The 24566-nt window shown below is 74.2% G+C and carries 18 protein-coding genes and 1 pseudogene; 13 read left to right on the forward strand and 6 right to left on the reverse strand.

Annotated features, from left to right (window positions below; genetic code table 11):
- Positions 1-171: 171 nt before the first annotated feature.
- A complete protein-coding gene (locus SNE206_RS36020; RefSeq protein ID WP_407917825.1) occupies positions 172-1314 on the reverse strand; it encodes an MFS transporter in 1143 nt (380 codons plus the stop codon).
- Between the two features lie 225 nt (positions 1315-1539).
- Here SNE206_RS36020 and SNE206_RS36025 point away from each other — a divergent pair, with 225 nt between their 5' ends.
- Positions 1540-2439, forward strand: a complete 900-nt coding sequence (locus SNE206_RS36025; RefSeq protein ID WP_407917794.1) for an AraC family transcriptional regulator — start codon at positions 1540-1542, stop codon at positions 2437-2439.
- Here SNE206_RS36025 and SNE206_RS36030 read toward each other — a convergent pair.
- On the reverse strand, positions 2399-2695 hold the full coding sequence (locus tag SNE206_RS36030; protein ID WP_407917795.1) for a hypothetical protein: 297 nt from the start codon (positions 2693-2695) through the stop codon (positions 2399-2401). The two genes, SNE206_RS36025 and SNE206_RS36030, sit on opposite strands and share 41 nt — an antisense overlap.
- Positions 2696-2872: 177 nt before the next feature.
- Positions 2873-4987, reverse strand: coding sequence for an AbfB domain-containing protein (locus SNE206_RS36035; protein WP_407917796.1), 2115 nt, complete (start codon positions 4985-4987; stop codon positions 2873-2875).
- Between the two features lie 82 nt (positions 4988-5069).
- Here SNE206_RS36035 and SNE206_RS36040 point away from each other — a divergent pair, with 82 nt between their 5' ends.
- Entirely contained in the window at positions 5070-5441 is a 372-nt protein-coding gene (locus SNE206_RS36040) for a hypothetical protein (protein WP_407917797.1), read from the forward strand.
- Positions 5442-5463: 22 nt separating this feature from the next.
- On the opposite strand, the pseudogene SNE206_RS36045 reads toward SNE206_RS36040, so the two are convergent.
- A pseudogene (locus SNE206_RS36045) lies at positions 5464-6608 on the reverse strand (IS630 family transposase).
- Positions 6609-7117: 509 nt separating this feature from the next.
- A complete protein-coding gene (locus SNE206_RS36050; protein WP_407917798.1) occupies positions 7118-7975 on the reverse strand; it encodes a hypothetical protein in 858 nt (285 codons plus the stop codon).
- 485 nt (positions 7976-8460) lie between these two features.
- Between SNE206_RS36050 and SNE206_RS36055 the strand changes: the two genes are divergently transcribed.
- Positions 8461-11187, forward strand: a complete 2727-nt coding sequence (locus tag SNE206_RS36055; protein WP_407917799.1) for a beta-L-arabinofuranosidase domain-containing protein — start codon at positions 8461-8463, stop codon at positions 11185-11187.
- Positions 11188-11310: 123 nt separating this feature from the next.
- On the opposite strand, the gene SNE206_RS36060 is transcribed toward SNE206_RS36055, so the two are convergent.
- Positions 11311-11853 carry a cupin domain-containing protein gene (locus tag SNE206_RS36060; RefSeq protein ID WP_407917800.1) on the reverse strand — a complete coding sequence of 181 codons (543 nt, stop codon included), beginning with the start codon at positions 11851-11853 and terminating at the stop codon, positions 11311-11313.
- Positions 11854-12086: 233 nt separating this feature from the next.
- On the opposite strand from SNE206_RS36060, the gene SNE206_RS36065 reads away from it, so the two are divergent.
- The 10 genes from SNE206_RS36065 to SNE206_RS36110 all read left to right on the forward strand — a co-directional run bounded on the left by SNE206_RS36065 (position 12087) and on the right by SNE206_RS36110 (position 24565).
- Complete coding sequence (locus SNE206_RS36065) at positions 12087-12527, forward strand: RrF2 family transcriptional regulator (protein ID WP_407917801.1); 441 nt, start codon at positions 12087-12089, stop codon at positions 12525-12527.
- Between the two features lie 35 nt (positions 12528-12562).
- Positions 12563-13522 carry a DsbA family protein gene (locus SNE206_RS36070; protein WP_407917826.1) on the forward strand — a complete coding sequence of 320 codons (960 nt, stop codon included), beginning with the start codon at positions 12563-12565 and terminating at the stop codon, positions 13520-13522.
- Positions 13523-14191: 669 nt separating this feature from the next.
- Positions 14192-15742, forward strand: coding sequence for an ABC transporter substrate-binding protein (locus SNE206_RS36075; protein ID WP_407917802.1), 1551 nt, complete (start codon positions 14192-14194; stop codon positions 15740-15742).
- Complete coding sequence (locus SNE206_RS36080; RefSeq protein ID WP_407917803.1) at positions 15739-16782, forward strand: ABC transporter permease; 1044 nt, start codon at positions 15739-15741, stop codon at positions 16780-16782. The genes SNE206_RS36075 and SNE206_RS36080 overlap by 4 nt, the downstream gene beginning before the upstream one ends.
- Positions 16779-17777 carry an ABC transporter permease gene (locus SNE206_RS36085; protein ID WP_407917804.1) on the forward strand — a complete coding sequence of 333 codons (999 nt, stop codon included), beginning with the start codon at positions 16779-16781 and terminating at the stop codon, positions 17775-17777. The genes SNE206_RS36080 and SNE206_RS36085 overlap by 4 nt, the downstream gene beginning before the upstream one ends.
- Positions 17764-18795 carry an ABC transporter ATP-binding protein gene (locus tag SNE206_RS36090; protein WP_407917805.1) on the forward strand — a complete coding sequence of 344 codons (1032 nt, stop codon included), beginning with the start codon at positions 17764-17766 and terminating at the stop codon, positions 18793-18795. Before SNE206_RS36085 ends, SNE206_RS36090 begins: the two co-directional genes overlap by 14 nt.
- Positions 18792-19811, forward strand: a complete 1020-nt coding sequence (locus tag SNE206_RS36095; RefSeq protein WP_407917806.1) for an ABC transporter ATP-binding protein — start codon at positions 18792-18794, stop codon at positions 19809-19811. The genes SNE206_RS36090 and SNE206_RS36095 overlap by 4 nt, the downstream gene beginning before the upstream one ends.
- Positions 19812-19911: 100 nt before the next feature.
- Positions 19912-21045, forward strand: coding sequence for an LLM class flavin-dependent oxidoreductase (locus SNE206_RS36100; protein WP_407917807.1), 1134 nt, complete (start codon positions 19912-19914; stop codon positions 21043-21045).
- The gene (locus tag SNE206_RS36105) at positions 21042-23378 is read left to right on the forward strand and encodes a molybdopterin-dependent oxidoreductase (RefSeq protein WP_407917808.1); all 2337 of its coding nucleotides are present in this window, start codon (positions 21042-21044) and stop codon (positions 23376-23378) included. Before SNE206_RS36100 ends, SNE206_RS36105 begins: the two co-directional genes overlap by 4 nt.
- Positions 23375-24565, forward strand: a complete 1191-nt coding sequence (locus tag SNE206_RS36110; RefSeq protein ID WP_407917809.1) for an acyl-CoA dehydrogenase family protein — start codon at positions 23375-23377, stop codon at positions 24563-24565. The genes SNE206_RS36105 and SNE206_RS36110 overlap by 4 nt, the downstream gene beginning before the upstream one ends.
- Position 24566 lies beyond the last annotated feature (1 nt).

A 24566-nucleotide genomic window follows, 5' to 3' on the forward strand; every position in this document is an offset into this window, starting at 1 on the left:
CACCACCGGACCCCACCGTTGAGCCACCCACCACCACCCACCCGCACCCGATGTGGCCCCCGTCACCGAAAAACCCCCGTGACCCCGCCCACACCGTCGACAGACCGTCACCACCACCCCACCCCCCGCCCACCAACCACACCCGCACCACCACCCCCCACATGGCCCCCGTCACACCGGCGGCCGCGGACCCGCCTCCTGCCCCGGTTCCACGAGGAACGCACCCAGGAGCAGCCCGGCCACCGGCACCCCGCACAGCACCGCGAGCACGCCCCGCGGCCCGTGCGCGTCCGCGACCAGGCCCAGCAGCGGGGCCACCAGCCCGCCGGCGCTGACGGCCAGGCCCAGCGTGACGCCGGCCGCCGTCCCGGGCCGGGTGGGCAGGTAGTCCTGCCCGAGCTTCACCAGCACCGCGAACGGCAGGTTCAGCGCGGCGCCGGTCAGCACCGCGAAGAGCAGCGGCACCAGCCGGCCCGGTGCCAGGCAGAGGCCCACGAGCGCGGGCACGGCCAGTGCGGTGCCCAGCTGCACCGTGCGCACCATGCCGATCCGGTCGGCCAGCCGCCCGCCGCCGAGCGTCCCGGCGACACCGCCGCCGAGGAAGCACGCCAGCGCGGTGCCCGCCAGGGCGTGCGAGGCGTGCAGGTCGCGCAGCCAGTACAGCTCGACGAAGGTGCTGACACCGAAGAAGACCACCGATCGCACCACCTCCACCGCCGTGAGCACCAGGAACGGCGGCCACCGGTCGGAGCCGTCCCGCACCTGTGCCGCCCGTGCCGCGGCGAGGGCGCGCTGCCGGTGGCGGCCGCGCAGCAGCACGTACGCCATCAGGAGGGCGGGCGGCATGAAGAGGAGGGTCGACCGCACGCCCCACGCCGCCAGGGCGGGGGTGGCGAGCACCGGGGCCAGGAAGAAGCCGACACTGCCGCCCGCCGCGAAGACGCTCATCGCGGCGGTGCTGTCCCCGGCGGCCTCCCGGGCGGCCTTGCCCGCGGACGGATGGAACATCGCCACGCCCAGCCCGGACAGCAGCACCAGCGCCCACACGGCGGCGTACGACTGCGCCAGGCCCGACAGGCCCAGGCCGATCCCGGCGAGGGCGATCCCGGCGGCGGGCAGCCGGCCGAGCCGCATCCGGTCGACCGCCATCCCGATCGCCGGCTGCGGCACCGAGCTGCCCAGCGTGGCGGCCAGGGTGAGGCCTCCGGCGGCGACGTAGCCGTAACCGCGGTCGAGCACGAAGTACGGCACGACCGCGGGCACCAGCCCCTGGTAGAGGTCGTCGACGGCGTGCGCGAGGCCCCACAGCCGCATCCGCTGCCACACCCCCTGCGGGGCCTCCTGTCCGGCCGTCGCTGTCGTCGCCGCCGGTGGCGCCGCGCCCGCGCCGTGCTCCTCGCGTCGGTGCTGCTGCTGTTTCTGTTGCTGCTGGTGCCGTGTGCCGGCCATGCGCCGTGCCCCTGCCGTCCGTGGTGTCCGCTGACGGCGACCAGCCTGGCGCCCGCGACCGGGCGCGGGCTTTCGGTACTCTGACATCTTGTGTCGACAACCCGCCGTGATCCGCAGGGCCCCGGCCGGGTGCCGCTGGCCGACCGCGAACGCATCGACTGGCACTTCCACAGCGTCAACCAGCTGATCTGCCCCGCCCGCGGCGTGCTCCAGGTCTCCACCGCACGCGGCTCGTGGGCGGTGCCGGGCCACCGTGCGGTGTGGATCCCGGCCGGTGTGCCGCACGCGCACCGGGCGCACGGGCCCAGCGAGCTGCGCTGCCTCACCTTCGCCGCCGACGTCAACCCGCTCGCCCTCGACGCCCCCACCGTGCTGGCCGTGAGCCCGCTGCTGCGCGAGGTGATCGGCGTGCTCAGCGGGCCGCACGCACCGACCGGCGGCCGCCGCGAGCGCCTGGAGCTGGTCGCGCTCGACGAACTCGCCGAGGCACCCTCCTTCGACCGGCGGCTGCCCACCCCGCAGGACCCCCGGCTGCGCGACGTCGCCGCCCTGCTCGGCACCGACCCGGGCGATCCGCGGACGCTGGCCGAGCTGGGCACGGCCGTCGGGGCCTCCGAGCGCACGCTCAGCCGCCTCTTCCGGCGGGAGACCGGCATGAGCTTCCCGCAGTGGCGGGCCCAGCTGCGCCTGCAGCACGCGCTGACCCTGCTCGCGACCGGCCGCACGGTCACCGCGACGGCCGCGGCCTGCGGCTACGCGACGCCCAGCAGCTTCATCGAGGCGTTCCGGCTCGCCTTCGGTACGACGCCGGGCCGCCACGGACGGGCGGACACTCCGGAGGTCCCGGATATCCCGGACACCCCGGACGCCCCTGTCACGGAGGGCCCGGCGCTCCTCGTGGTGGAGCCCCCGGCCTCCCCGGGCCGGGCGGAGCCGTCGGGGGACGCCGTCATTCCGACCGCACCGGCCAGCGCGTACCCGGCGTCTTGACCACCCGGTCGCCGACGCCGAGCGCCTTGTACGTCCGGGCGTCCACCGCCACGGCGAGCTCCCGGCCCGCGTCTGTGCGTATCCGCACCATGCTGCGGGTCGTCGTGCCGTAGGTGCCGGACGAACTGGCCACCCACCGGTCGGTGACCTCTCCGGTGTAGGCCTCGTCGACCGCGTTCGCCCGCTGCACGGCGATCAGCGCCAGGATCAGGGCGAGCGGGCCGAGGGAGAGGAGGAGGAGAACCGTGTTCGACATGTGCGACCCCCCGCGTCGGCGACGGCACAGGCCGTCCACGGCAGCGTACCGGCCTTCCGGGCGGTCGCCCAGAAGGCCGGTACGGCAGGGGAGTTCGGGTCGCTCCGGGCACGGGACAGGAGCGGCCCGGGTGCGCCGGGCGGGGGGCAGCCCCGCCCGGCGCGGTACGGGGCGCGGTCAGGGAGCCCAGGGGGCCGCGGTCAGCCAGGTGGTGTCGGCGGCCCAGTTGGCGGAGGCGTCCGAGGGCAGTGCGCCGCCGTCGGAGGCGATCCACAACTCGGTGTTGTAGTGCCGCAGGTAGGAGCCGGGGAAGTTGTACGACTGCCACGACACGCCGGAGCCCGTGTGGCCGGGCTGGGCGCAGAAGGTGGCGTCGGCGGCGAACAGCGCGCCGCCGTCGTTCGCGTCGCGGTGGATCCGGAAGCCCGCGTGCCGGAGGTACTGGCCGGGGGCCTCCCGTGACGCGAAGGAGTAGCAGGAGTTGTCGGCCAGGCCGGGGACGAGGTCGAAGGTGGCGCTCTGCCGGTCCGCCGCCGCGGACCCCGCGGTGACCGCCGCGAGCACGCCCAGGTCGTTCAGGTGGCGCGCGTAGCGGTCGGTGTAGCCGGCGGTCGTGGCCTGCAGGGAGTGGTGGCCGGTGGCCACGTCGGCCCCGCTGCGCCACCAGGGGGTGGAGGCCCGCCAGGTGGTGTCGGCGGCCCAGTCGGCGGAGGCGTCCGAGGGCAGCGTGCCGCCGTCGGAGGCGATCCACAACTCGTTGTCGTAGTGCCGGAGGTAGCGGGTGGGGAAGTTGTAGGAGCGGAGGGCGACGCCCTGGCCGGTGCGGCCGTTCTCGGCGCAGAAGGTGGCGTCGGCGGCGAACAGCGCGCTGCCGTCGGAGGCGTCGGACCGCACCCGGTAGTCGTAGTGCCGCAGGTAGCGGCCCGGGGTGGTGCGCGACTCGAAGGAGTAGCAGGCCGGGTCGGCGAGGCCGGGGCGCAGGGTGAAGGATGCGTCGCGCTTGTCGGCGGCCGCCGACCCGGTGCCGACGGCCGCGGTGGTGCCGAGGCCGTTCAGCACGCGCACGGAGCGGTCGGTGAAGCCCGGGGTGGTGGCCCGCAGGGAGATGCCGCTGCCCGTCGCGAGGAGCGGGGTGGCCGTGCCGGTGGTGGAGAGGGCCAGCACCACCAGGGAGTTGGCGGGGAAGGTGTAGGTGAAGTTCGCCCCGGCGGCGGTGGATCCCGTGGTGGGGGCGACGGTGTTCGGTGCGCCGATGGAGTTCCGGGCGGCCGGGTCGCCGGTGAGTGTCGTGGTGGCGGCCGTTCCGGCCACGCTCTGCGCGCCGGTCACCGTGACGGCGGTCTGCACGGCCGAGGCCGTCGGGTTGACGACGGTGACGTACACGGTGCCGCCGGCGGTGCGGGTGGCGACCTGGCGGATGCCCGCGGCCGCGCCGGTCAGGGTGGAGGGCACGACGTGGTCGCCGGTCGACTGCCCGAACATCTTCAGCACGTGGTACGACGGGGATCCGTACGAGAAGACCGCGTTGAACCCGATCAGGTTGGACGACCACTGCCAGTTGTCGACCGAGGTGAGGGCGGGCGCGTAGGCGGAGCCCATGACGACGTCGGCGTTGCGCACGGTGCCGGTGAGGAAGGCGGCCTCGGCGAGCGCGCCGGAGAGCGTGCCCGTGGGGTTGGCGCTCGTGCCGTTGGTGACGCCGTACTCGCCGACGAGGATCTTCGGACCGTTGCGGTCGGCGTCGTCGTACCGGGTGGCCAGGGCGGCGAAGGCGGCCGGGTCGCTGTTGTAGTAGTGGTCGTCGAGGACGTCCATGGGGCGCGAGGTGACGGCGCTGCTGGCGACGAGCTGCAGCTGCGGGTAGGCGGCCTTGACGGCGTCGTGGAACGCCGGGTAGCGGTAGGCGTTGTAGCTGCCGCTGCCGTCGAACCAGTCCTCGTTCCCGATCTCGACGTACGTCAGCGGGAACGGTGCCGGGTGGCCGTCCGCGGCGCGCTTCGCACCCCAGGGGGTGCTGGTGTCGCCGATGACGTACTGGATCTCGTCGAGCGCCTCCTGGACGTACGGTGCCAGGTCGGCCTGCGGGACGACGCTGCCGTTGAGCGTGTAGCCCGCGAAGACCGCCAGCATCGGCTCGGCGCCGGCCTGTTCGGCCATCCGCAGGTACTCCAGCAGGCCGAACTGATCGGTGGACCAGTAGCCCCAGGCGTCGTTCTGGTGGCCGGGCCGGGTCTCGACGGCGCCCACGGTCTGCTTCCACGCGAACCGGTTGGCGAGTGCCGCATCAGGCAACGTTCGCCCCGTCTTGCCGGACGGGGCGGCGGCAAGTGGCTGTTGGACGGGATCCGCGTAGTCTCGCGGGGTGCATTCTCACTTGAGCTTCGAGAACCCTCCTGCGCTGCCTCACGAGGTGGTGGTCAAGACGCTGGAGCGGGCTCTGCGTGACCGCTCGGCGGAGAGCGAGGCGGCGAAAGTGCTGGTCGGAACCGCGTTGAATGACGACGACGCGGAGTTCGTCGAACACTGGTGCGTGCTGGTCGGGACGCGGGCCGTGCCAGGCAGTCCGTTGCTCGGACTGGCCGGCTTGTGCCTGGGGCATACCGCTCGACGCTTCGGGCGGCTCAGCGATGAAGCCCTCGCGGTGGCGCGGTCGCTGGCGGCGCGGGCTGAGGCCGACGCGACGGACGTGGACGGCAGGGCCGTCGACGGCTATGACGATGTCCGCAGCTTCCTGAAGCTTTGGTGACGACCGTTGTCTTCATAGCAGGTCAGGCTGCGTTGGCCCGGCTCACCACTGCTTTGAGTCGCTTGTCGGCTGCGTGCTTGTTCCGCCAGATGATGTAGCGGCGGATCGTGCTGCCCTGGGCCTTGTGGCTGGGGTGGTCGGTGCCGTCGAGGGCGAAGTAGCGCAGGGCGGTGAACTGAGCTTCGATCCGGTTGAGCCAGGAACTGTTGGTGGGGGTGTAGGCGATCTCCACGTTGTTCGCCGCGGCCCAGGTCCCGACCCGCCGGCACCGCTTGGTCGTCAGGTGTGGTGAGTAGTTGTCACAGATGATCGCGATGCGCGTGTCGGCCGGATGGAGGGAGCGCAGGTAGCGGCAGAACTCCAGGAACTTCGAGCGGTTCTTCGTCTTCTTGATGTGACCGTAGAGCTGGTCCCTACCCAGGTCGTAGGCGGCGAACAGGCGGCGAACAGGTGGCGAACCCCGTGTGGGCGGGTGTAGGTCGCGCGGCGTCGCGGACGTGGTTCGCGGTCGGGGTCCTTGTGCTTGCCGCCGCGTTCGGCCCACTGCCGGCCGGGGTGGGGTTGGAGATTGAGCGGCCCGAACTCGTCCAGGCAGAACACCACCTCGGGCTCGCCCGGCTCGGGCAGGACCTCGCCGTCGGCGATGGCGTAGAGGTGTTCGACGCGGGCCTTCTTGACCGCGTAGTCGGGATCCTTCGAGGTCTTCCAGGTCTTCACCCGTTGAAAGGACACGCCTTCCTGGTGGAGCAGGGCCCGAAGGCCCTCGTGGCTGATGTCGTCGACCACCCCCTCGGCGACCAGGAAGTCGGCCAGTTTGACCAGGCTCCAGGTCGAGAACGGCAGGCCGTGCTCGACCGGCCTGGACTTGGCGATCTTCTTGATCTCCCGGCGCTCGGGCAGCGTGAACGTCCTCGGCCGTCCGCCCTTGTACTTCGGGTAAAGCGAGGCGAAGCCGTCGGCGTTGAAGTTGTGGACCACGTCCCGGACCCGGTCAGGACTGGTGAACGTCACCTCGGCGATCTTCGCCACCGGCATGCCCTGAGCGGACAGCAACACCATCTGGGCTCGCCTCCAGGTCACCACCGACCCGGCGCCCCGGCGTACGATCCGCAGCAGCCGCCGTCCCTCGTCGTCATCGATCCCGCGGACCCGCACACGCTCAGCCACCCGACCAGCATGACGCCTGAGCGGAGACGGGACGGCGTCACATCGCCGTAGCATCGGGCTTGCGGATGCGGCCCGCCCTCGGAACTTATCTCGCGGCGTGGATACAACCGCTCGACTGCAGCGGGCCGAGCTCGGGGATGACCAGTCGCCGTTGTCCGCGAGCCTCGCACGCACTGTTGAGCGGCGGCTCCATCTCCGCCCCCGTGATAGCCACACGGCGACCATCACGTGTCCGCAGCACGAGCGACATCCCGTCCATCCAATCACCCGCACGCCAATGGCCGGTGATCTGGATCTGACCGTCCGGCCGACGGTGCGTCTCGACCACCATGAAGTGGAACCAGTCGCCATTGCCTCGCCCCGCCTGTTGGTACAGCTCCCCGCACTGAGCGCAGGCAACGGTTGGCCGGGCCGAAGGTGCGTCACCAGCAGTCACGATGCTCCGGTCCCTCTTATAGACAGCAACGACTCAGTCACAGTCGGCATTCTGCAGTTGCTGCAGGCTCAAGTCATCTGGTTTGCGTGGCGCACAGGGCGAACGTTGCCTGATGCGGCACGAGCACACCGCCCTCCAGGTAGTTGCCGCCGGGCACCCGGAAGAAGCCGGGTTTCGTGTCGGCAAGCAGCTGTTCGAGGTCCTTGCGGATGCCGCCGGCCGGCGCGAACGTCGGGCCCAGGCACTGCACGGAGTTGAGCCAGACGGACCGGCCGGCGCCGGTGCCGTCGGCGGAGATCACGAAGCGGTTCGCGGTCGAGACGGGCGCGGAGGCGGAGGTGGTGAGCGTGGTGGTGAACTTCTTCCAGCCGGTGGTCAGCCCGGTCACGGTGGCGCTCGCGTGGACGGCGCCCGCGGTGCTCTCCAGGGTGACGGTCAGCGGGCCGGTGAAACCGGCCGTGGCGCGCGCCCAGAACGCCACCGGGTAATTGGTGGAGGGCCGCACGCCGATGCCGTAGAACCCGGCGTTGGCGGCACCGACCCGCTGGCCCGCGCCGTTGGTGCCGATGTCGAGCCGCAGCGAGCGGGGGTTGGCGGTGTTGAGCGGGACGGCCGTGTCGGCGGAGACGGCCCCGCTGCCGCCGGTGGTGACCAGTGACCAGGAGGAGGGCGGGCTCGCGGTGCCCTCCTTCATGGTGCTGTTGCGCACGGTGTTGGCGTTCAGGCCGCCCTCGACGGAGTGGTTGATGTCTTCGACGATGTGGCCGAACTGGGTGGGGTTGACGGCGGCCGTGGTGTGGCCGGCGTCGACCGCGAGGGTGGCGGTGGCGGCGGACGCGGTGCCGGGCGATCCGAACGTGACGATCAGGGTGGTGCCGAAGGTGAGGGCCGCTCCGAGGATGCCGGAGAGCAGTCGCCTGCCGTGCGCCATGGTGCCTCGATCCGGGGTCGGTGGGTGGATGGGGGAGGCGCCGGAGTGGGCGGTCTGCACCGGAGTTGAGTGTTAGCGCTCACAAATGACATGTCAATATGCGTGCACGGCTGGGCTTCCGTGCCGCGCCGGAAGCCCAGGTCGCGCCAAGGCGCTTCGTGGAAAAGGGGTTTGGGCGTACCCGCGGGCCGGGCAGGGGTGGCCCTGCTTGGCAGCTCCCGTCTCGCTGCGGCCGGGTGGACGGTGGGGCCTGCATTCACCGGTGGTTCTCTCCGCAAGCCGAGTCGGGAGTGGGCCTGGCTCTGCCGGATGTCTTGACACCCAATCTGTGAGCGCTAACAATCCAGAGCGCCGATGACCCCGGCGCCGCCCCGACGCGGCGCGTCGCGCGGGCACCGGCTCCACCATCCCCGGACCGCGATCGCGCACCCACCCCTGACACCGCGCTTCGCCAGGTTCCCCCGTCGAAGGGATGTCCCGGCACCATGTCCGAGATCAACCGCAGGCTCTTCCTCGCCGCAGCCGGGGGCACCGCCCTGACCGGCGCCACCCCGTTCACGGCCGCCGCCGCCGCCGCCGCACCCGCCGCAGTTGCCGCACCTGCTGCCGCGGCCGCCGTCACCGTCCTCCCCCAGGTCCGCACCGACATCGGCGCCGTCGTCCGGCCGTTCGAGCTGGGCCAGGTCCAGCTGGGCGCCGGACGCTGGCGCGACAACATGAACCGCACCCTCGCCTACCTGCGGTTCATCGACGCGGACCGGCTGCTCTACAACTTCCGCCTCAACCACCGGCTCTCCACCCTGGGCGCGGAGCAGTGCTACGGCTGGGAGGCCCCCACCTTCGAGTTCCGCACCCACAGCCAGGGCCACTTCCTCAGCGGGCTCGCGCAGGCGTACGCCGTCACCGGGGACACCGCCTTCCGCGACAAGGCCACCTACATGGTGGCCGAACTGGCGAAGTGTCAGGCCGCGTCGGCCGGGTTCAACTCCGGCTACCTGTCGGGCTTTCCGGAGTCCGACTTCGACACCGTGGAGACCGGCACCCGCAAGGGCGTGCCGTACTACTGCATCCACAAGACGCTGGCCGGCCTGCTCGACGTGTGGCGGCTGACCGGCAGCACCCAGGCCCGCGACGTGCTGCTCCGGCTGGCCGGGTGGGTCGACTTCCGCACCGGCCGGCTGACCTACGCGCAGATGCAGACCACCATGCGCACCGAGTTCGGCGGCATGAACGCCGTGCTCACGGACCTGTACCAGTACACCGGCGACGCCCGGTGGCTCGCCGTCGCGCAGCGCTTCGACCACGCCGCGGTGATCGACCCGCTGGCGGCCCGCGCCGACGAACTCTCCGGCCTGCACGCCAACACCCAGATCCCGAAGATCGTCGGCGCCGCGCGCGAGTACAAGGCCACCGGCACCACCCGCTACCGCGACATCGCCGTCAACTTCTGGGACATCGTCACCGGCGCGCACACGTACGCCTTCGGCGGCAACAGCGTCGGTGAGTTCTTCCAGCCGCCGAACGCCGTCGCCCGGTTCCTGACCGACAACACGTGCGAGAGCTGCAACACCTACAACATGCTCAAGCTCACCCGTGAGCTCTTCGCGCTCGACCCCGGCCGGGTGGCGTACGCCGACTACTACGAGAACGCGCTGATGAACCAGCTGCTCGGCCAGCAGGACCCGGCCGACGCGCACGGCCACGTCTGCTACTTCACCCCCACCGTGCCGGGCGGGCAGCGGTTCTACAGCCGCGACTACGACACCTTCACCTGCTGCCAGGGCACCGGTCTGGAGACCCAGACCAAGCTGATGGACTCGATCTACTTCTCCGACGACTCCTCGCTCCACGTCAACCTCTTCATCGCCTCCACGCTCACCTGGGCGGCACGCGGCGTCACCGTCACCCAGGCCACGACGTTCCCCGCGTCGGACACCAGCACGCTCACCGTCACCGGCACCCCCGGCAGCTGGACGATGCGGATCCGCATCCCCGGCTGGACCACCGGCGCCACCGTCAGCGTGAACGGCACCGTGCAGAACATCGCCACCACACCCGGGAGTTACGCCGCCGTCACCCGCACCTGGGCCTCCGGCGACACCGTCACCGTGCGGCTGCCGATGAGCCTGGGCGTGCGCGCGGCCAACGACGACCCGTACGTGCAGGCCGTCACCTACGGGCCCGTCGTGCTGAGCGGCGCGTACGGCACGACCAACCTCGCGGGACGGCTGCCGGTGCTCACCTCGGGCTCGGTCAAGGCGACCGGCACGCCGCTGACGTTCACCGCGACGGCCGACGGCGCGTCGGTCGGCCTCGTCCCGTTCTACGACAACCACCACCAGAACTACAGCGTCTACTGGAACGCCGACGGCCGTGCCGGCACGTCGAGCTTCCGGCTCGTCAACGCCACCAGCGGCCTGGTGCTCGGCATCAAGGACATGTCGACCGCCGACGGCGGCCAGGCCCTGCAGTGGAACGACAGCGGCACCGCCGACCACGACTGGCAGCTCGTCGTCTCCGGCACGGCCCTCAAGCTGCGCAACGGCAACAGCGGCAAGGTGCTCGGCATCCGCGACATGTCGGCCGCCGACGACGCCGACGCCCTCCAGTGGGGCGACACCGGCACCGCCGACCACCTGTGGACCCCGGTCGACGCGGGCAGCGGCTGCCACCGCCTCCGCAACGGCAGCAGCGGCAAGGTGCTGGCCGTGCTCGGGGCCTCGACGGCGGCCGGCGCCAAGGTGGTGCAGGACACCGACGACGGCACCGCCGGACACGACTGGTGGTTCGTGCCGAACGGGCAGCGGCGCATCCAGAACCTCAACAGCGGCCTGATGCTGGGGGTTTCCGGCATGTCGACGACGGCCGGCGGCCTCGCCGTGCAGTGGGGCGACAACGGCACCGCCGACCACCTCTGGGAGGCCGTGCGCGACGCCGACGGCGCGTTCAGGCTGCGCAACCTCAACAGCGCCAAGGTGCTCGGGGTCGAGGGGGCGTCGACCACCGCCGGGGCGCGCGTGCTGCAGTGGGACGACAACGGCACCCGCGACCACCTGTGGCGGCTGCGCTACGGCGCCGACGGGTACTTCCGGATCGAGAACCTCAACAGCGGCAAGGTGCTCGGCGTCACCGGAGCGTCCACCGCGCAGGGCGCCCAGATCGTGCAGTGGGACGACAACGGCACCCGCGACCACCTCTGGCGCTTCGCCTGACTGTGCCGCGGGACTGCGGGACTGCGGGGCTGCGGGTCCGCCGGTCCGGGGTGGTGCGCCACCCCGGACCGGCGGCGCCGTGCGGAGGACGGGGGCGGTGACGGGTACGGGACGAGGATGGGGTCAGCCTGTCGCGGGCGGGTACAGCCCAGGCAGGTTGACCACGATCGCCTCCTGCGTGCTGCGGGCGATCACCACCACGGCCTCCTCGGTGGGGTCGGGGTTCTCCTCGCGGTGCGGCACGAAGGGCGGCACGAAGATGTAGTCGCCCGGGCCGGTGCGCAGCCGCACCTCGACCGGCTCGCCGGAGGAGTCGTCGACGAAGACGAACTCCGGGCGCCCGCTGACCACGTGGATCGCCGTCTCGGACTCGCCGTGGTGGTGGTCGGAGGAGGCGGTGGCGGGGGCGACGTGGGTCTGGCCCATCCAGAGCTTCTCCGAGCCGACCGTGCGGCCGCTGATCGCGGCGAACCGCCGCATGCCGCCGGTCTGTGCGGTGCCGCCGTCCAGCGCGTCCGCGCGGATGTGGTGCAGCCGGGCGCGCAGACCGCCGGCCGCCGCGGCGCCGTCGCCGGGCAGGTGCGGGTGGAAGCCGGTGCCGGCCTCGGTGCAGGCCGCGCCCGCCGGGCTGTCGGCCGGTGCGGGGTGGCTGGAGGCTGTGGACATGGCTGTCTCCCGGTGCGGGGGCGAGGCTGGCGGAGGGTGTACGGGCGCGCGCCGCAGGGCGCCCCGGGGCCGTGGTCGTGCCGCGGCCGCCGGTCGGGCGCGGCGGCCGACGTACGGTGGACGCTAGGCGGGCGACCGAAAGGATGTCAAGAGGTGTCCTTTTGGTCGGCGCGCCAACCCGCCGTGCCGGGAAGGGGCTTGAAGACGGCGCCGCGCAGTGGATACTCGTGCACATGCATATTTCCGCGAAGGCGGACTACGCCGCCCGCGCGCTGGTGGAACTCGCCTGCGACACGGCGCGTCCGCTCACCTGCGAGGCCATCGCCTCCTCCCAGGGCATCCCGTTCCGGTTCCTGAAGTCCGTCGTCGGCGACCTGCGCCGGGCCGGGCTGGTGCGCAGCCAGCGCGGCTGCGAGGGCGGCTACTGGCTCGGGCGCGCCGCCGACGAGATCACCCTGCTCGACGTGGTGCAGGCCGTGGACGGCGAGGTCATCACCCTCAGGGGCGAGCCGCTCGGCGGCCTCGACTACCCGGGCCCCGCCGACGCGCTGCCCGCCGTCTGGCGCGCCGTCGAGGAGCGCGCCCGGGCGATCCTCGCCTACACCACGGTCGCCGGACTGGTGCACGCCACCGGCCCGGCCGCGGGCCGCCCCCGGGTGGGGGAGCCGGTGTGAGCGGGCCGTACGAGGGGCCCGCCGCACCTGCCCGCCTGCCCGGTTCGAGCGGGCCCGGCGCGGCGCCGGACGCCGGCGAGGCCCTGGAGGTCGTCGAGTACACCGACCCGCTCTGTCCGTGGGCCTGGGGCTCCGAACCCGCGCTGCGCAGGCTGCGCCGCGCGCTGGCGGGCCGCGCCCGGCACCGCCGGGTCTTCGGCCTCCTCTTCGAGGACGAGGACGACCCGGCCCCCGACCCCGCCGCCGAGACGGCCTGGTACGCGGCCCGGCTCGCCGGCATCGCCGCGCACACCGGTGCCCCGCGTGCCGCGGAACTGCGCTGGGTGGCGGCGAGCAGCGCGCCGGCCTCGCTCGCCGCGGCCGCCGCCGAACTCCAGGGGGAGCAGGTCGCGGAGCGGGTGCTGCGGCGGCTGCGCGAGACGGTGTTCGTGCTCGGGGAGCCCGCCGACACGCCCGCCCGGGTGCGGGCCGCGCTGCACGGCGTACCCGGGCTCGACCTCGACCGGCTGTGCGCCGACGCCGACGGCCCGGCCGCCCGTGCCCGGATCGCCCGGGACCGCGCCGAGACCCGGCGCCCGGTGCCCGAGGTCGTCGGGCTGAGGGCGGACGGCCCGCACCCGGGGGCGGCGAAGGAGACCGAGGACGGTCACCGGTACGCCCTGCCGACGCTGGTGTTCCACGGTCCCGCGGGCCGCCGGGTGGTGCCCGGGTGGCGGCCGCTCCCGGCGTACCTGGCGGCGGCCGAGGCGGTGTGCCCGGGGCTGCGTGCCACCGTGCCGGAGCCGCCCGGGCCGGAGCCGTCCGTGCCGTCCGCCGAGGAACTCCTGCACCGGTACCGGAGCCTGACGGTGCAGGACCTGCCCGGGAGCGGCGGTGCGGCGCCGCGCGGCGCCGTCGAGGTGTCCACCGGCAACGGCCCGCTGTACCTGCATCCGGGGGAGGCCGCCGGTTCGCTGCTGCTCGCCGGCCGCGACCCGTCGCCGGTGCGGAGCTGACCGTCCGTGCGGAGTTGACCGTCCGTGCGGAGTTGACCGGCCGCACGGGGCTGACCGTCCGCGCGGCGCCGGGTCTCCGTACGGCGCCGGGCCCTCCGTACGGCCGGGCCCTCCGTACGGGCCCGGCCGTGCGGCGCCGGTGCTCCGCGCGGCGTACTCGGGCCGCGGGGCGTCGCGTGCCCGTACGCCGCTGAGCAGCAAGGACCGTTCGCAGTCGGCGGATCGGGGCGGTGCGGGGCGGCCGTACCGCCCAATGAGACACCAATTGGTGTCCATTGACAGCCGGGCCCCGCACTGGCCAGGATGAACGCATGCTCTCCACGCACCCCAACGTGGTGTGCCGCTACGTGGACTTCCGGCGCACCAGCAGCGACCTCTGTCGCTGAGCGCCCTGCTCCCCCCGGCGGCCTCCCCACCCGCCGCCCCCGCCGACCTGCCTCGCCGCGCCTCGTGAGCGCCGGGCCCGTCGGCCGTCATTTCCCGGCCCGGCCGTGCACCGCACCCTGCTCCGAGCAGGCCTGCGTCGGCCGCCGCCTCCCCAGACTCGGCCCAGAACCGTCGGTGCCCGCCGACGCCCGCGCCCAGACCCCTGCCCGTGGCCCCCCGCGCCCCGGACCGGAGGCCTGCCCCGGGCCTCCCCGGTGTGCCCGCGAAAGGTGACGCACGCTCATGAACCGACTTCCCGAGACCGCACAGACCCTCGCCAGACGCTCCTTCCTCGGCCTCGGCCTGGGCGCCGGAGCCGCTCTCGCCCTCGCCGCCTGCGGCAGTGCCACGACGGTCTCCACCGGCGCCGGAGGCACCTCGGGAACGCTCAAGTGGGGCTGGGCGCTGCCCACTTCGTGGGATCCGGTGTTCTCGTCGGCGGGCTGGGACGTCCACGTGCTGTCGCTCGTCTACGCCGGTCTCACCAAGCTCGACGAGAAGGGCACCGCGGTGCCCGCCCTCGCCACCGGCTGGACGTACAGCCCCGACGGCACCTCGGTCACCTTCAAGCTCCGCGCCGGCCTCACCTTCAGCGACGGCACCCCGCTCGACGCCACCGCCGTCAAGAAGAGCCTCGACCGCGGCCGCACCGCCGCCAAGTCGCTGGTCGCCCCGCAGCTCGTGCACGTCAAGGAGGTGACCGCGCCGGACGCCTCCACCGTCGTACTCCAACTGACCCAGCCCGACTACCAGTTGCCCAACCTCCTGGCGGGCAAGACCGGACTCGTCGTCAACCCGAAGGCCTTCGAGGCCGACGCCGCCGGCATCGCCACCAAGCCTGCCGGCGCCGGACCCTTCACCCTCACCTCGTACACCCTCAACACCAAGGCCGTGCTGCGCCGCAACCCCGTCTACTGGGACGCCGCCGCCATCAAGGTCGAGAACTTCGAGGTGTACCCGCTGCCCGACGCGGCCACCGTCGTCGGCGGCCTGCAGTCGGGGCAGTTCGACGTCGCGCAGATCCCTGGCAGCCAGGTCGCCGCCGCCAAGGCCGCCGGCCTGGAGGTGCAGGTCATCCCGTCGCTGGTGGTCGCCGTGCTCGACGTCAACACCGCCAAGGCGCCGTTCGACAACCCCGACGTCGTCGCCGCGGTCAAGTACGCCATCGACCGCGAAGCCCTCGTCAAGACCCAGCTCTTCGGCTACGGCGAGGTCAACTACCAGCCCTTCCCGAAGGGTTACGTCGGCCACGACCCCGGCTCGGAGGACCTCTTCGCGTACGACCCCGCCAAGGCCAAGGAGTTGCTCGCCCGCGCCGGGCACGCCGACGGGGTCGACCTCACCATCACGACCTCCGCCGCACAGGGCCTGCCCGAGCAGATCCAGGCCCAGCTCAAGGCCGTCGGCATCCGCGCCACCATCGAGGTCGTCCCGGCCGCACAGGCCACCCAGATCATCTACATCCAGCACTCCAAGGCGCTGTTCACCGACCAGTTCGCCGGCCGCGACTCCGCCGCCCAGGCCTTCCAGGTGCTCTTCGGCGAGCAGGGCCTGATGAACCCCGGCCGCACCACCCCGCCCGACCTGAAGGCCGCCGTCGAGAAGGTCTCCCGCACCCCCCTCGACTCGCCCGACTACCCGAAGACGCTGCAGGCCGCCACGGCACTGGCCGTGCGCACCATGCCCAACGTCTTCCTCTACAGCGTGCCCCGGCTCCTCGCCCGCCGCCGCTCGATCTCGAAGATCCCCGAGTTCACCGTCGTGCAGCGCTTCGAAGGAGTGACCGCGTCATGAGCACCGCGGTCGCCTCCCTCCCGGCCGCCCGGTGGACGGCGGCCGGGAGGCTCGCCCGGCGGGCCGCGCGGGCGCCCCGTTCGGCCGGCCGGGTGCTGGCCGGCACCGCCACCGTCTTCCTGCTCTCCTCCCTGCTCACCTTCGGCCTCGGCGCGGTCTCCGACGCCAACCCGGCGGCCGCCGTCCTCGGCGAGACCGCCACCCCCGCCGACATCGCCCGCCTCGACCACGAGTTCGGCCTCGACCGGTCCCTCGCCGCGCAGTACGGCAGCTGGCTGGCGCACGCCCTCGGCGGCGACCTCGGCCGCTCCTGGTTCACCACCGTGCCGGTCTCCGACAGCATCGCCGCCGCCCTGCCCGTCGACCTCTCCATCGCCGGTCTGGCCCTGGTGTTCGCCGTGCTGCTCGGCTCGGCGGCCGGCATCGCGGCCGCCCTCAGCAACGGCGGCCGCACCGACCGGGCGGTCACCGCCGTCTGCACCCTGCTCGGCACCCTGCCCGCCTTCGTCATCGCCATCGGCCTGATCACCCTGGTCTCCGTCCAGCTCGGCCTGCTGCCCTCCGGCGGGTACGTGCCGTTCGGCCAGAACCCGGGCCAGTGGCTGCAGTTCGCCCTGCTGCCGGCGCTCGCCCTCAGCCTGGACGCCGCCGCCGGCATCGCCCGGCAGCTGCGCACCTCGCTCGTCGGCGCCCTCCGCGAGAACTACGCCACCGGCGCCGTCATGCGCGGCCTCTCCCCGCGCCGCGTGCTCTTCGGTCACGTGCTGCGCAACGCGGCCGGACCGGCCGTCACCGTGCTCGGCATGAGCGTGCCGATGCTCATCGGCGGGGCCGTCGTCACGGAGCGGATCTTCAACCTGCCCGGCATCGCCCAGCTCTCCCTGCGGGCGGCGGAACAGCACGACGTGCCGGTCATCCAGGGCACCCTGCTCGTCACCGTCGCCGTCGTGCTCGCCGCGAACCTCGCCGTCGACGCCGGCCTGTTCGCCCTCAACCCCGCCGCCCGCCGCCCCGCCGCCCGGACGGAGGTACGACCGTGAGCGCCACCCGTGCCGTCCTCCGGCAGCCCGTCGCCCGCGTCGCCCTCGCGGTGCTCGCCCTCATCGCCCTGCTCGCCTTCCTCGGCGGGGTGATCGCCCCGTACGACCCGCTCGCCCAGGACACCGCGCACGTGCTGCAGGGCCCGGGCGGCGGCCACCTGCTCGGCACCGACTACCTCGGCCGCGACGTTCTCAGCCGGCTGCTCTCCGGCACCGGCCTCTCCGTGCTCGCCGCGGTCGAGGCGGTCGGTGCGGCGATGCTCCTGGGCGTCGTGCCCGGCATCGCCTCGGTCCGCCTGGCGCCCGCGCTGACCTGGGTGTCGCTGCGCGCCGTCGACGCCCTGATGACGCTGCCGTTCACCCTGTTCGCGATCGCCGCCGTCGGCATCCTCGGCAACGGCCTGCACCAGGCGATGCTGGCGCTCGGCGTGCTCCTCGCCCCGCTGTTCTTCCGCGTCACCCGGGCCGCCGCACTCGGCCTCGACCGCGCCCAGTACGTGGAGGCCGCGGAGCTGATGGGCGCCACCCGGGCCCGCATCCTGCGCACCCACATCTGGCGCAAGGTGCTGCCGACCGTCGCCGTCACCACCGCCCACGCCCTCGCCACGGCGCTGCTCACCGTCGCCTCGCTGACCTTCCTCGGCATCGGCGTCCAGCCGCCCGCACCGACCTGGGGCGGCATGCTCGCCAGCGACCTGGGCTTCCTCGCCCAGCAGCCCTGGGCGCCCGCCCTGCCCGCCGCACTGATCATGATCACCGTCGGTGCGCTCAACCTGCTCGCCGACGCCGTCCGCGACGCCGACCCGGCCGACGTCCGGCACCCCGGCACCGCGGCCGCGGCCACAGCCACGGCCACGGCCGGAGCCCCCGCGGCCACCGACACCGCGGCCACCGGCACCGCGGCCACCGGCGCCGCGGCCACCGGCACCGGCATCACCGCCCCCGGCACCGCCGTCGCCGGCGCAGCGAAGGAGAAGGCCGATGCCCACGCCTGACCAGCCCGTGCTCGCCGTCGAGGGCCTCCACCTCACCGTCGGCCACGGCCGCACCGAGGCCGTCCGCGACGTCTCCTTCGCCGTCCACGCGGGCGAGGCCGTCGGCCTCGTCGGGGAGTCCGGCAGCGGCAAGACCCTGACCTGCCGTTCCGTGCTCGGTCTCCCGGCGCCCGGCACCGCGGTCTCGGCCGGCCGGATCACCCTCGGCGACACCGAGCTCACCACGCTCGGCGAGCGCGGCTGGCAGCGCGTCCGCGGCGACCGGCTCGGCGCCGTCTTCCAGGACCCCGGCTCCTACCTCAACCCGTCGCTCACCGTCGGCCGGCAGCTCGCCGAGCCGCTGCGGCTGCGGCTCGGCCTCTCCCGGGCCGAGGCCCGCCGCCGTGCGGTCGCGCTGTTCGCCGCCGTCGGCCTGCACGACCCCGAACTCGTCCACGACCGCTACCCGCACGAGCTGTCCGGCGGCATGCTGCAGCGCGTCCTCATCGCGATCGCGGTCTCCGGCGAGCCCGAACTCCTCGTCGCCGACGAGGCCACCACCGCCCTCGACACCGTCGTCCAGGCCGAGGTGCTCGACCTCCTCGACCGGCTGCGCCGCGACCGGGGCCTCGCCCTGCTGCTCGTCACCCACGACCTCGCCGTCGTCGCCGAGGTGACCGACCGCCTCCTCGTCCTCTACGCCGGCGAGATCGTCGAGGACGGCCCCACCGCCGAGGTGATCGCCGCCCCGGCCCACCCGTACACCGAGGCGCTGCTGCGGGTCGCCTCGCTCGGCGACCGGCACCGGCGCGAGCTCGCGGTCATCCCCGGCCGTCCGCCCGAGCCCGGCACCGCGGGCGCCGGATGCCGCTTCGCCGACCGCTGCACGTACGCCACCGACGCGTGCACCGCGGCACCGGTGCCGCTCACCGCCGCGCACGGCACCGCCGGCGGCACCCGCGCCGTGCGCTGCCTGCGCGCCGGCGAACTCGCCCTGCAGGGAGCCCGATCCACCGACCGTACGGAGGTGCCCGCATGACCGTCACCACCGAGCTCCGCGCCGCAGCCCCCCAGGCCGTCGCGCCCGGCGCACCGCTGCTGCGGATCCGCGGCCTCGACGTCCGCCACCCCGGCGGGCCCCTCGTCCTCGACGGGATCGACCTCGACGCCCGGGCCGGCGAGATCCTCGGGGTGATCGGTGAGACCGGCTCCGGCAAGACCACCCTCGCCCGGGCCGTCGTGGGCCTCGCCCCCGTCACCGCTGGCCGGGTCACCGTCGACGGCGAGGACCGCACCGCGCTGCGCGGCCGCGCCCTGCGCCTGGCGCGGCGCGGCGGCGCCGTCCAGTACATGTTCCAGGACCCGCTGCGCTCCCTCGACCCCGACCTGACCGTGCGCCGACTCGTCGGCGAACCCCTCGCCGTCGCCCGGACCCCGCGGGAGGAGCGCGAACCCCGCGTGCTCGAAGCGCTGGACCGGGTGGGCCTCGACCGGGCGCTCGCCGACCGCACCCCCGGCCGGCTCTCCGGCGGCCAGCGCCAGCGCGTCGCCCTCGCCCGGGCCATCGTCACCCGCCCCCGGCTGCTCATCGCCGACGAACCCGTCAGCGCCCTGGACGCCTCCAACCGCAACCACGTGCTGCGGCTGCTCGACACCCTCCGCCAGGAGCTCGGCCTCGCCGTCGTCGTCATCTCCCACGACCTCGACTCGCTCGCCGGCATCGCCGACCGCATCGCCGTCCTCTACCGCGGCCGCCTCGTCGAGCACGGCCCCGCGGAGGCCGTCCTGACCGACCCGCACCACCCGTACACGGCGCTGCTCACCGCCTCCGCGCCCAGCCTCGACCGGGCCCACCGGGCCGACCTCGCGCTGCTGCGCACCCCCGCGGCCCGGCCTCCGGCGGCCTCCGGCTGCGCCTTCGCGCACCGCTGCCCGTTCGCGGACGCCGCCTGCACCGGCCGCCCCGCCGTGCAGCAGGCCGGTGCCGACCGGTCCGTCGCCTGCGACCACGCACCGCACTGGCGCGCCCGCCTCACCCGGCCCGCCGCCCGCTGACCCCGCAGGCCGGTCCGCCCGCCCGCTGACCTCACAAGTCCGCCCGCGCCGCCGCCCCGAACCCCTCCCCGCTCAGCTGCACCGATCCCAGGAGCACCCCGTGTCCGTCGAGTTCATCGGCATCACCGCCACCCAGCCCGTCAGCGAGACGGGCAACGCCTCCGGCGCGGCCGACGCCGTCGCCACGCAGAGCGAGTCCGGAGCGCCGAGCGGCGCCGTCATCCAGCCCGGCTACCTGAAGGCGCTCGCCACCGCCCACGAGGAGGCCGGCTTCGACCGGGTGCTGGTGGCGCACACCTCCGCCAGCCCGGACGGCTTCACCGTCGCCGACCAGGTGCTCACGCACACCGAGCGGCTGGGCGTGCTCCTCGCGCACCGCCCCGGCTTCGTCGCCCCGACCCTGGCCGCCCGGAAGTTCGCCACCCTCGACGCCTTCCACCCCGGCCGCGTCGCCCTGCACGTGATCACCGGCGGCGACGACGCCGACCAGGCCCGCGACGGCGACCTCAGCGACAAGCCCACCCGCTACCGGCGCACGGACGAGTTCCTGCAGATCGTCCGCCGCACCTGGGAGTCCGCCGAACCCTTCGACCACGAGGGCGAGTTCTACACCGTGCGCGGCGCCCTCTCCGGCATCCGCCCGGCGGAGCCGATCCCCGTCTACTTCGGCGGCGCCTCCGACGACGCCGTCCGGGTCGGCGGCCGGCACGCCGACGTGTACGCCTTCTGGGGCGAGCCGCTGGCCGGCATCGCCGACCGCATCCGGCAGGTGCGCACCGCCGCCGCACCCCACGGCCGCGACCCGCGCTTCAGCGTGAGCCTGCGGCCGATCCCCGCCGCCACCGAGGCCGAGGCCTGGCAGCGGGCCGCCGAGATCCTGCGGCTCACCCGGGAGCGGGTCGGCGACCTCCGGAAGCAGTTCAACCTCGACCACTCCGCCCAGCAGGGCTCGCAGCGGCTGCTGGACTACGCAGACCAGGCCGAGGTGCACGACAAGCGGCTCTGGACGGCCATCGCCAAGGCCACCGGCGCCGCAGGCAACTCCACGGCGCTCGTCGGCAGTTACGAGCAGGTCGCCGAGTCGCTGCTCGACTACACCGCGCTCGGCGTCTCCACCCTGCTGATCCGCGGCTTCAGCCCGCTGGAGGACGCCCGCGACTACGGCGCGCTCGTCCGCCTGGTGCGCGAGCAGAGCGCGGACACGGACGCGCTCGTCGGGGCCGGCCGGCCGTGACCACGCCCACGACCTCGCACTGGGGTGCCTTCCGGGTCCGCACCGGGCCCGGCGGCGCGCTCGCGGTCGAACCGCACCCCGCTGACCCGTCGCCGTCGCCGCTGCTCGCGGGCGTGCCCGGGGCGCTCCGCCACCCGACCCGGGTGGCCCGCCCGGCCGTCCGGGCCGGCTGGCTGGAGCACGGGCCCGGGCCGTCCGCGCGGCGCGGCGAGGAGCCCTTCGTCGAGGTCGACTGGGACACCGCACTCGACCTGGTCGCCGGCGAACTCGCCCGCGTCCGCGCCGAACACGGCCCGCAGGCCGTCTTCGGCGGCTCCTACGGCTGGGCCAGCGCCGGCCGGTTCCACCACGCGCAGAGCCAACTGCACCGGTTCCTGGCGCAGTTCGGCGGATACACGGGCTCCCGCAACTCCTACAGCCTCGGCACCTCGCTCGTGCTGCTGCCGCACGTCGTCGGCGACGCCGAGACGGTGCTCCGCGCCTCCACCTCCTGGCCGGTCATCACCCGGCACACCCGGCTCATCGTCGCCTTCGGCGGCATCCCCGCCAAGAACGTGCACGTCACACCAGGCGGGGTCACCCGCCACGGCACCCCCGGCCACCTCGCCGAACTCGCCGCCGCCGGGGTCGAGGTGGCGCTCGTCAGCCCGCTCCGCGACGACCTGCCCGACGGCCCCGCCACCGACTGGCACCCCGTCGCCCCCGGCACCGACACCGCCCTCATGCTCGCCCTCACCCACACCCTGCTCACCGAGGACCTGCACGACCGCGCCTTCCTCGACCGCTGCACCACCGGCTGGGACACCCTCGCCGCCTACCTCGACGGCAGCACCGACGGCACGCCCAAGAGCGCCGACTGGGCCGCCCCGATCTGCGGCCTCGACGCCGACCGCATCCGCACCCTCGCCCGCCGGATGGCCGCCACCCGCACCCTGGTCACCGTCACCTGGTCGCTCCAGCGGGCCCGGTACGGCGAACAGCCCGTCTGGGCCGCCATCGCCCTCGCCGCCGCCCTCGGCCAGATCGGCCTGCCCGGCGGAGGCTTCGGCCACGGCTACGGCTCCATGGGCGACGTCGGCGACACCGGCCCCGCGCTGCGCCTGCCCTTCCTGCCCCAGGGCCCCAACCCCGTCGACGAGTTCATCCCCTGCGCACGCATCGCCGACCTGCTGCTGCACCCCGGCGAGGCGTACGACTACGACGGCACCCGCCGGACCTACCCCGACATCAGGCTCGTCCACTGGGCGGGCGGCAACCCCTTCCACCACCACCAGGACCTCGGACGGCTGCGCCGCGCCTTCGCCCGCCCCGACACCGTCGTCGTGCACGAGCCGCACTGGACGGCCACCGCCCGCCACGCCGACATCGTGCTGCCCGTCACCACCGCCCTCGAACGCGAGGACCTCGGCGGCGGCCGCCGCGACACCCACCTGATCGCCATGCACCGCGCCGTGGCCCCGTACGGCGAGGCCCGCGACGACCACGCCGTGCTCGCCGGCCTCGCCGAACGCCTCGGCTTCGCCGAGGAGTTCACCGAGGGCCGCAGCCCGCGCGAATGGCTCGAACACCTCTACGACGGATGGGCCGACAGCCTGCGCGCCGAGGGCGCGGGCGACCCGCCGCCGTTCGCCGAGCTCTGGACCGCGGGGGAGTGGCAGCTGCCCGAACAAGCCCCGGAACGCACGCTGTTCGAGGAGTTTCGGGCCGACCCGGCCGGCCGCCCGCTCGCCACCCCCAGCGGCCGGATCGAGCTCCACTCCGCCACCGTCGCCGCCCTCGGCCTGCCCGACTGCCCCGGCCACCCCACCTGGCTCGACCCGCCCGAACGGCTCGGCACCCGCGCCGCCGAACGCCACCCGCTGCTGCTCGTCGCCAACCAGCCCGCCACCCGGCTGCACAGCCAACTCGACGTCGGCGCACCGAGCCTGGCCGACAAGGTGGCCGACCGGGAGGCCGTCGAGCTGCACCCGTCCGACGCCGCCGCCCGGTCGATCGCCGACGGAGACCTCGTCCGCGTCTTCAACGACCGCGGCGCCTGCCTCGCCGGCGCCCGGCTCACCGACCGGCTGCGCCCCGGCGTCGTGCGGCTGCCCACCGGTGCCTGGTTCGACCCCGTGCCCGGCACCGAACCGCCGCTCTGCGCGCACGGCAACCCCAACGTGCTGACCGCGGACGAGCCCAGCTCACGCCTCTCGCAGGGCTGCACCGGCCAGCACGCGCTCGTCGAGATCGAGCGCTGGGCCGACGGCGAACCGCCACCCGTCACCGTCCGCCACGCGCCCGTACTGCTGCCGCACCGACCGCCGTCGCCCGTCCTGGAGAACACCCCGTGAACGCCCTCGCACCACCCCCGCCCGCACTCGCCCCGCCCGACCTCGACCGGCTGCCCGAACTCACCGCGGCGCTCGCCGCCCGCGCCGCCGACCACGACCGGCACGCCACCTTCCCGTACGAGGGCGTCGAACTCGTCCACGGGGCAGGGCTGCTGACCGCCACCGTGGCCCGGCGCCACGGCGGCCCCGGCCGCGGCCTCGCCGACACCACCCGCATCCTGCGCGCCCTCGGCGAGGGCGACCCGGCGGTGGCGCTGGTCACCGCGATGACCCTCTTCACACACGCCGCCGAGGCCCGTGCCCCGCACTGGCCCCGGTCCGCGCTCACCGACCTGCTCCACGAGTCGGCCGAACGGCCGGTGCTGGTCAACGCGCTGCGGGTGGAACCGGAGCTCGGCACGCCCGTCCGCGGCGGCCTGCCCGCCACCGTCGCCCACCGGCGCGGCGACCACTGGGAGCTGACCGGCCGCAAGATCTTCTCCACCGGCGCCGTCGCGCTGCGCTGGATGCTCGTCTGGGCGCGCACCGACGAACCCGAGCCGCGTGTCGGCTCGTTCCTCGTCCGCTCCGACAGCCCCGGCCTCACCGTGCTGCCCACCTGGGACCACCTCGGCCTGCGCGCCAGCCGCAGCGACGACGTGCTCCTCGACGCCGTGCCCGTGCCGCTGGACCGCACCACGCACCTCGCCGTACCCGGCGCGGACGGCGGACGCGACGCGACCGGCGGCGCCTGGAACTCCCTCGGCCTCACCGCCCTCTACCTGGGCGTCGCCCGCGCCGCCCAGCACTGGCTCACCGGCTTCCTGCACGAGCGCACCCCCACCGCACTCGGCGCCCCGCTCGCCACGCTGCCGCGCTTCCAGAGCGCCGTCGGCGAGATCGACATCGCCCTCTCCGGGGCCGAACGCCTCGTCGGCGCCCTCGCCGCCGCCGTCGACGCCGGCGAGCCCGGCGCGGCGGAGGAGTCGGCCGGCGCCAAGCTGCTCGGCACCCGGGCCGCGATCGACGCCGTGCAGCAGGCCGTCGCCCTGGTCGGCAACCACGGACTCACCCACCACCACCCGCTCCAGCGCCACCTGCGCGACGTGCTCTGCAGCCGCGTGCACACCCCGCAGGACGACACCGTCCTGCTCGCCCTCGGCCGGGCGGCCCTCGCCGCCGCCACCCCTTCCCACGAAAGAGGCTGAC

Source organism: Kitasatospora sp. NE20-6, assembly GCF_045862635.1.

What these genes read in the sequence shown, in the direction of transcription:
- SNE206_RS36020 (WP_407917825.1), bottom strand. Translation starts at nt 1,314, where the DNA reads ATGCGGCTGTGGGGCCTCGCGCACGCCGTCGACGACCTCTACCAGGGG.
- SNE206_RS36030 (WP_407917795.1), bottom strand. Translation starts at nt 2,695, where the DNA reads ATGTCGAACACGGTTCTCCTCCTCCTCTCCCTCGGCCCGCTCGCCCTG.
- SNE206_RS36050 (WP_407917798.1), bottom strand. Translation starts at nt 7,975, where the DNA reads ATGGCGCACGGCAGGCGACTGCTCTCCGGCATCCTCGGAGCGGCCCTC.
- SNE206_RS36055 (WP_407917799.1), top strand. Translation starts at nt 8,461, where the DNA reads ATGTCCGAGATCAACCGCAGGCTCTTCCTCGCCGCAGCCGGGGGCACC.
- SNE206_RS36060 (WP_407917800.1), bottom strand. Translation starts at nt 11,853, where the DNA reads ATGTCCACAGCCTCCAGCCACCCCGCACCGGCCGACAGCCCGGCGGGC.
- SNE206_RS36065 (WP_407917801.1), top strand. Translation starts at nt 12,087, where the DNA reads ATGCATATTTCCGCGAAGGCGGACTACGCCGCCCGCGCGCTGGTGGAA.
- SNE206_RS36075 (WP_407917802.1), top strand. Translation starts at nt 14,192, where the DNA reads ATGAACCGACTTCCCGAGACCGCACAGACCCTCGCCAGACGCTCCTTC.
- SNE206_RS36080 (WP_407917803.1), top strand. Translation starts at nt 15,739, where the DNA reads ATGAGCACCGCGGTCGCCTCCCTCCCGGCCGCCCGGTGGACGGCGGCC.
- SNE206_RS36090 (WP_407917805.1), top strand. Translation starts at nt 17,764, where the DNA reads ATGCCCACGCCTGACCAGCCCGTGCTCGCCGTCGAGGGCCTCCACCTC.
- SNE206_RS36095 (WP_407917806.1), top strand. Translation starts at nt 18,792, where the DNA reads ATGACCGTCACCACCGAGCTCCGCGCCGCAGCCCCCCAGGCCGTCGCG.